We start from the raw sequence: 6,920 nt of genomic DNA, 5'->3' as shown, positions 1-6,920 counted from the left end.
TCTCAACCGTGCGGCACCGGACGAAAGTCACGAAGGGGCCAGGTTCCAAGGCCGCCGGTCTGGCGATGGCCTTCAAGCTCATCGAAGCTGCACAAGACCGATGGCGCGCTGTCAACGCACCCCACCTAGTCGCGCTCGTCCGCACCGGAGCCCACTTCGTCAACGGGAAGCTGGTCGAACGGCCCGAGGAGCACGCCCCACCATCAGCCGCCTAAAAGATCTTGATCCACAGGTATTGACAATAGCTCCGGCGCAGATCAGCAGCACTCAACGTCACAGTCCCAAAAATCCCGTCTTCGCCCTACGAATTCCACAGAAGACTCAACTGATCCTGTGTCTCACACCAGCCTGACAGAGAGGGGGGCGACCAGGACCTTGAGCACCTCACCGAGAGTAGTGACAGATAGCAACGCCCCTAAACAGGTCCGGGCTGGTTCATGGTGCCCGAGCGAGAGGACAGCCAGCGCGAACGCGAGGAGCTCGGCGGTGATCATGGCGTCCAGAGCACGTGCGGACGGTTCGACGGTGGCGATGACCTCCTCCAAGTACCTGTAACCGCCGGTCAGGTCCAGGAGGTGCTTGGTGATCCACGCCACCATGAAGATCAGGGATTGGATCTTGTCCGGCCCGAGTTCGTCCGAGATCTCGACCATCAGGGGTAGGAGTTGATCAACGCGTGCGGTGCGGGCAGTCTCGACGAGCTACACTCCGCGGCTGGCGATGGCAGGGTCTAGCGACTCATCCTGCCGGAAGTCTCGGAACAGTTCCTCGTTGCTGACGTAGGCGCAGGAGATCAGCCGGGCCCAGGTGATGAGCACAAACCCAGTGTGCCCTTCCTCTCCCATCGCTATCAGCGCGCGGTTGTAGACGTCCTCGTCGAACTGCCCTGCGCGCCACGACGCCATGATGGCCTCGGTATGGCGAGGTACCGCCATGAAGCAGCGCTCCACCTCCGACATCTCCATAGCCACAGTATTCAGCACCCGACTCATCGGTCCAGCGCGCCCACTTTCGACGCCGCCCCGGGTCCCGCAGCGGTCCACCGAAACGGACCAACACATGATGGCATGCCGGCCAGAAGGCGAATCCGTGGCAGACAGGCAGGTCGTCGATCAGACCCGGCGTTCGGAGTTACTCCATACCGCCAAGTCCGCACGCATCAACTCACGGAACTGGCGCAGCGCCTCGTTGTAGTCGTGTTCCGCCTCCACAAGGCCCGCGCTGCCGCGAGGTTCGCTGAGCGCCAGCCGGAGAAGGCGTTCTCCTGCGTCCAGGACGGTCGGCAACGGTCCGTCAGCGAGCTCAGGCGAACACAGGTCGATGCCGGCGCCTGCGTCGCGAAAGGCCGCCAGTGCGGGCTCGGCGTCGGTGTCGCCACCATCAGTGGTTGCCCGAGCCGCCGGCCCGATGGCGCGGGCGGCGACGACGAATTTCTTGTACGCGTCCTCGCGGCTTTTGTGGTTGCTATCCTCCCGCCCGGTGTCGACGGTGAGACGGGCGAGACGGTACGTGCGGACCCCGGCGATCCAAGTGCCCGCCAGCGCGCTTACCGGGCTCAGCACCGCGAGGACGATCGTCAGCCAGATCGGGTTCATGGAGGTCACCGTACCGAGCACCCCGGCGCTCCGGCGGGACCGAGGACGTCGGGAAAGTCGTGTTCATCACCTGAACAGACGAACCCGGAGCGGTAGTGTTGCGCTGTCCAGTCGTCTGCGGGAGCGAGTTCGTGTCCACCCCTGGTTGGCTCAAGGTGCCGCTCGGCCCTCACGGTCCGCGCTGGCGAACCGTGTCCCCCGAGCGGTCGGTGCTGGTCGTCGTCCACTCGATCACCGCGGTGAACCGGCTCGCTGACATCCTGCCGGTGTTCGACGCGGACAGGCGCGTTCAGCTGATCTTCTCCTACCCCGCGGCGTCCGCCGTCACAGCAGACGTGGAGGGATACCTGCGCGCTCACGGTGCTGTGGTGATGCCCTGGGCGCAGGCCATCGTGACAGAGTTCGACCTCGCGTTGTCGGTACACCATAGTGGGAACCTGCACGAAATCGCAGCACCATTGGTTATCTTGTCGCATGGAATGGGGTACACTAAATACTCAACCGGAAACCGGAAACCGGAAACCGGAAACCGGAAACCGGTCAACGTACGGCCTCTCCCCTCAGTGGCTGGTTCGCGATGGTGCCGTAGTTCCCGATGTGATCGCGCTGTCGCATGACGAGCAGTACTCGCGCCTGGCACAGGAAGTGCCGCAAGCACTGAGCTCGGCAGCGGTGGTAGGGGATCCCTGTTTCGATCGTCTCCTCGTCAGCGCAGACCAACGAGCCAACTACCGAGCAGCACTCGGAGCGCGCGACGACACGTCGATCATCGCAGTGTCATCCACATGGGGAAACGACTCACTGTTCGGACAGCACCCGGACCTCATTTCCGAATTGCTTGCCGAACTACACATTGACGATCGCATCGTCGTCGCCATACTTCATCCCAATACGTGGTTCGCCCACGGCCCTGCCCAAATTCACCTATGGCTTGGCGACTGCCTACGAGCAGGCCTACGGCTCATTCCACCCGACCAAGGGTGGCAACAAGCCGTGCTAGCCGCTGACGTCTGCGTCGGTGACCACGGAGCGGTTACCGGGTATGCCGCTGCGGCAGGAATCCCGACGATGCTCGCGACGTTCGCGGCCGACGACGTGGTGGCAGGTTCGGCCATCGACGCTGTGGGCAGGACAGCTGACTACCTGGATTGCCGGCAACCATTGGGCCCCCAGGTCAACGCAGCTCTAGCCCAGCCGGCCGCTGACCGGTTCGCAGCCGTCCGAGACCTGACGACGTCCGCCCCCGGACAATCTGCCCAGCTCCTGCGCACCGTGTTCTATCAGCTGATGGACCTACCCGAACCCGACCGTGCGGCGCTCGTCCCCCAGTTCCCGGCAGCCGAGCTGCTCCCACACCGTGAACCCGTGCGCGCGTGGTGGGCCGAAACACGCTGGTCCGGCGATCAGGACGTCCGGCTGAACCGATGGCCCGCCGATGTCGTCGCACACCGCGACGCAGCACCCAACACCGTCAACCGCCACCTGGTGGTCGCCAGCAGCCATCCCCGACGCGACCTCTACAGCACCGCGGCGATCGTCATCCTCGACCCACCCGCCAGTACAGCCAGTGAGAAGAAGAACCGCGTCGAGGACATCTTTCGTGACCGCCCGACCTGCCAGCTAGTCGTCACTGCGACCAGAGACGCCCGCTGGGAAGTTACCCACCGAGACGGGCACGCGGTGTCGCTCATCGTGCGGGACGCCCCGACGACCGAGGCGGACTTCATCGCCTGCGTATCGGTGATCCACGGGTGGCTGGCGAGAGGCCGGAAATGGTCAACCCTGCCCGCCACACTCCGTGTCGCACTGGGCCACCACGACCTCGACCTCGACGTCGTCGACACCTCGGTGTCTACGGCGTGATCCCCCCGATCCGGGACGCCACCACATCGGCCATAGCGTCACCGAGATCGACGAACAGCCCCAGCGAGCGCCGGTAGGCCCCCCGGGCGGCGGCCTTGTGCTGAAGCTCAACATGTGTGTCGCCCAACCACAGCAGCGCGTGCGCGAGGGGCCGGCGCAGGCCATCCTCGGCAAAGAGGTCAGCAGCCTGCTCGAACGCCGAACCTGCGGGAACGTGGGTTCCCGCTCCGAGGTGGGCTTGCCCGAGTACGTGGAGGCACTTCGCGCGGTTTTCGAGCTCCCCGGTGCAGTCATCGAAATACACCAGCGCGTCCGTGACATGCGCTATGGCTGCGGCCCACTGTCCCAGATCGAGCCAGCCGCGGGCGTACTGCAGACTCAGCAGTGCCCGCATCCGCACCTGCTGGTTGGCGGGTATCGCGTCACCGACGCGATCAATCACCGCGATGGAGGCGGCATAGCGGAGGAAAGCCTCGTCGGGCTTGCCCTCCTTCGCGGAGGTCTTCCCCAGCCACTCCTGGGCGCTCTGCTCTCCCAGCGGGTTGCCCGACGTGATGGCCCCGTCCAGAGAGACGGAGAAGTCCTCGCGCGCGCTGTGCCAGTGCCCCAGGGCGAGATACGCGGCGCCACGCTGCGAGCTGACCTGCATGATCCCTTCGACGTGCCCGACCGCCTGAGCGCATTCCAGACCTTGGCTGTGGCTGTCGAGCCAGGCGTCGTAGTGCCCGTTTTGGTGCAGGTACTTGAACATCGCGACGCACATCTGCCAGCCGAGGTCGTGCCGGCCCACTCGCTGGGCGGCGGCGACGCACGCCACCAGCGCCGGCCATTCCGCCGCGAACCAAACGTTGGCCTCGCCGCGCGGGATCGGTGGACGTCCCGCTGCGGCGAACGTGGCAAAGACCGGTCCGATGCGCCAGCGGTCCGAGAGCGCGGCGTCGCGCGGGACGGCCTCGTCGAGGTACCAGCTCACGATCCGCGCGGTGGTGAGGAAGATGAAGTCGGGGCCGTCAAGTTTTTCCACCCGGGCGCGGGCGTCGGCTCGGATGACGTCGTGGAAGGAGTACCGCTGCGTGCGGGCGTCGAAGATCAGCAGGTTGGCATCGTCGAGGGCTTCGAGCAGTCCTTCGACGTCACCGAGGCCACAGTTCACTGCGACAGCGGCGGCCGCGGCGCTGAAGTCGGGCCCAGGAAGCAGTGACAGCCAGCGGTAGGCCTCTTTTAGTGGTTTCGGTATGACGTCGTAGGTGAAGTCGAGAAACCGGGCTGTCCGCTGGCTGGGGTCCATCTGCAACAAAGCGGTGTCCGAGGCGAGGAGTTCGGCGAGGTAGCGCGGCGCGGCATGAGGTCGTCCCTTGATCCGCGAACCCAGGATACGGAGGTGCAACGGAAACCCGCCGCACAGATCCGCGAGAGCATGCAAGGTCTTCGCATCAACCTTCTCCGCTGACTCCTTGAGACAATCGGCCAACAACTCGCGGGACTCCGCCTGAGGGAGTTTCTTCAGCGCGATGTCAATGAAGTCCAACGTCAGCAGATCACGAAGGTTGGCACGGGTGATGACCACGACCGCGGCGTCCGGCGCGGCGTTCGGGATGAGGTTGCGCACCTGGTCGGCGTTCGCGACGTCCGTGACGATCAGCAGGAACGTCTTCCCCGCACTCAACCGTCGATAGGCGTCAATTCGCGCGGCGTCGGAGGCCTCCTGCTCCGAGTCGCCCTGCCCGAGGCCACGTAGCACCTGGCCCAGCATCTCCCCTTGGGAGACGAGCCTGCCATTAGGCTGACGGGCGGTGACCTCGATGCAGAGACTGCCGAACGCCGCCGGATCCTCGTGGAAGAATTCGCTGGCCAGCGTCGATCGGCCCACGCCATCGGGGCCGTGGACGTAGAGCAGACACGGGCGTCGTTCCGCACGGCGGGCATGCAGCACTTTCCGCATCTCACGCCGCACACCGACACGGTTGTAGAACGGCACCGCACGACGAGGCCCCCGAACGACGTCCACAACAACTCCCACCCCACGCCCGGCACATCAGCGTGATCACCCTAGCGCACCCTGGCACCCCGTTGTGACGACTACCGCACGGTTGGTGACCTGCGAATCGCGGTGACCAGCATGAATCGGTGGCGAGACTCGACGGGCAGTGGCGTCGCAGCGGGGCTGGTCCACGGGATGCACCTGCGAGAGTTAACGGGGCCCGCGAAAGTTCTTTGACCTGGGAGTATACCGTCGTGGACATGACGACGGGGATCGAAATCTACCCGATGGGCGGCACCTTGCTCCAGTACGCCAGTCGCGTCACGGATACAGACGTCGGGCGGTGGAAAGCAGCCGTCGCCGGCGCTTCCGACGCGACGGCGAACTGGCAAGAGGAGAGCCGCTACCGATACGGAGCACAAGAGCTGTGTTTTAAGGGGCAGGCCATCCTGCGGTACGTCGTGTCCATCGAGATCGATGCCGACCCTCGCTCCGTTGACACCCAACAATTACTTACGTGGTTGACCGTGCACAACTCCCCAGCGAAGGCCTACGACCAGCCACTTCAGCGAGCCATCGCGAGAGTCCTGCAGGAGGCCGGTCACCTCCTGCCGGACCCGAATAGCTGGCATATCCTTGACGATCCCGTAGTGAGGCTATGGAGGAGCCTGTCGCGCGACCACGAGGGCGACGGTGACCCGCTCGGTGATCTGGGCGGTGCCAGCATGGGGTGGGCGTTACAGTTCGCGATCGACTCGATCAACGCTGAAGCCCACGAAGGCGCGACGCAACTCGACCCATGATCGCCGCCACGGCCGTCTTTCGCGCCACGTTCTTACGACAACAACTCCAGTAAGCACCCGGTCGCGAAGTTGGATCACGACCATCGTCCACCCGGTTCCGGCACGCAGCTCCCCCGGGCGGGCTTGCCATCACCTACCGGGACACGTCCCGCTTCAGAAAACTGGCGAAGTTCGCCACGGCGTCGCCCAGCAGTTCGCCCATGCCCAGCACGCCCTCGGGGTCCTCAGCCTGCTCGGCCCGCTCCAATGCCGCGCGGCATCCCGCAAGCCCCTTGCTGATCTCCGCCGACGTGTCCGCATCGACCAATGCCGGCACGACGCCTGCCAGTTCGGTCACGGCGTCGGCCGCGTAGTTCGCGCACTCGACAATGTCGGCAGTACGGCCAACCTTCACCGCGCGCCGCAGCCGTTCAAGGGCCTGCTCGGTGGCGAACTCGGCCGTGAGGATCGCCATCTCCCTCTTGAGGTGTGCCGCGGAGTCCTCCGCCGGGTCCTGGGTCGCCATGGGGCCAGGCTACCGAGCGGCACCGACAGTTTCAGCACATCAGGCTCTAGTACTCCAGCCGTAGTTCGTGATGGTCATGGTTCGTGGGTCGATTGTCGCTGGTAGTGGCTCTGTTGGGCGCGGTATTGGTGACGTCTGCGCCACGTCGAGCAGCGGATCCGATGTGCGACATC

The 6,920-nt window shown here is 65.0% G+C and carries 7 protein-coding genes and 1 pseudogene; 3 read left to right on the top strand and 5 right to left on the bottom strand.

The genetic code is table 11. The features are described 5' to 3' along the window. Nucleotides 1-215, top strand: a pseudogene (locus JWQ81_RS43120) (IS256 family transposase); the annotation flags it as partial. A 123-nt stretch (nt 216-338) separates the two neighbouring features. On the opposite strand, the gene JWQ81_RS43115 reads toward JWQ81_RS43120, so the two are convergent. The 3 genes from JWQ81_RS43115 to JWQ81_RS43105 form a co-directional block, all read right to left on the bottom strand. Beyond that, entirely contained in the window at nt 339-653 is a 315-nt protein-coding gene (locus JWQ81_RS43115) for a hypothetical protein (RefSeq protein ID WP_297551359.1), read from the bottom strand. A 48-nt stretch (nt 654-701) separates the two neighbouring features. Continuing rightward, nucleotides 702-935 (bottom strand): hypothetical protein, encoded by a 234-nt coding sequence (locus tag JWQ81_RS43110; protein WP_297551357.1) that lies wholly within the window; start codon nt 933-935, stop codon nt 702-704. Nucleotides 936-1,112: 177 nt separating this feature from the next. Continuing rightward, nucleotides 1,113-1,595 (bottom strand): hypothetical protein, encoded by a 483-nt coding sequence (locus JWQ81_RS43105; RefSeq protein ID WP_297551355.1) that lies wholly within the window; start codon nt 1,593-1,595, stop codon nt 1,113-1,115. 993 nt (nt 1,596-2,588) lie between these two features. Between JWQ81_RS43105 and JWQ81_RS43100 the strand changes: the two genes are divergently transcribed. Beyond that, a complete protein-coding gene (locus JWQ81_RS43100) occupies nt 2,589-3,458 on the top strand; it encodes a hypothetical protein (protein WP_297551353.1) in 870 nt (289 codons plus the stop codon). On the opposite strand, the gene JWQ81_RS43095 is transcribed toward JWQ81_RS43100, so the two are convergent. Beyond that, on the bottom strand, nt 3,448-5,466 hold the full coding sequence (locus tag JWQ81_RS43095) for an NB-ARC domain-containing protein (protein ID WP_297551351.1): 2,019 nt from the start codon (nt 5,464-5,466) through the stop codon (nt 3,448-3,450). The genes JWQ81_RS43100 and JWQ81_RS43095 overlap by 11 nt on opposite strands. A 233-nt stretch (nt 5,467-5,699) precedes the next feature. Here JWQ81_RS43095 and JWQ81_RS43090 point away from each other — a divergent pair, with 233 nt between their 5' ends. Next, entirely contained in the window at nt 5,700-6,242 is a 543-nt protein-coding gene (locus tag JWQ81_RS43090) for a hypothetical protein (RefSeq protein WP_297551349.1), read from the top strand. Between the two features lie 133 nt (nt 6,243-6,375). On the opposite strand, the gene JWQ81_RS43085 is transcribed toward JWQ81_RS43090, so the two are convergent. Beyond that, nucleotides 6,376-6,747 carry a hypothetical protein gene (locus tag JWQ81_RS43085; protein WP_297551346.1) on the bottom strand — a complete coding sequence of 124 codons (372 nt, stop codon included), beginning with the start codon at nt 6,745-6,747 and terminating at the stop codon, nt 6,376-6,378. Nucleotides 6,748-6,920 lie beyond the last annotated feature (173 nt).

The organism is Amycolatopsis sp., assembly GCF_025464955.1.
Lineage (GTDB): Bacteria > Actinomycetota > Actinomycetes > Mycobacteriales > Pseudonocardiaceae > Amycolatopsis.
The sequence above is the reverse complement of the archived record's forward strand: the minus strand, read 5'-3'. Positions and strand labels throughout refer to the sequence as shown.

Coding starts and splice junctions, on each gene's coding strand:
- JWQ81_RS43090 (WP_297551349.1), top strand. CDS start 5,700: ATGACGACGGGGATCGAAATCTACCCGATGGGCGGCACCTTGCTCCAG.
- JWQ81_RS43105 (WP_297551355.1), bottom strand. CDS start 1,595: ATGAACCCGATCTGGCTGACGATCGTCCTCGCGGTGCTGAGCCCGGTA.
- JWQ81_RS43110 (WP_297551357.1), bottom strand. CDS start 935: ATGGCGGTACCTCGCCATACCGAGGCCATCATGGCGTCGTGGCGCGCA.
- JWQ81_RS43115 (WP_297551359.1), bottom strand. CDS start 653: ATGGTCGAGATCTCGGACGAACTCGGGCCGGACAAGATCCAATCCCTG.
- JWQ81_RS43085 (WP_297551346.1), bottom strand. CDS start 6,747: ATGGCGACCCAGGACCCGGCGGAGGACTCCGCGGCACACCTCAAGAGG.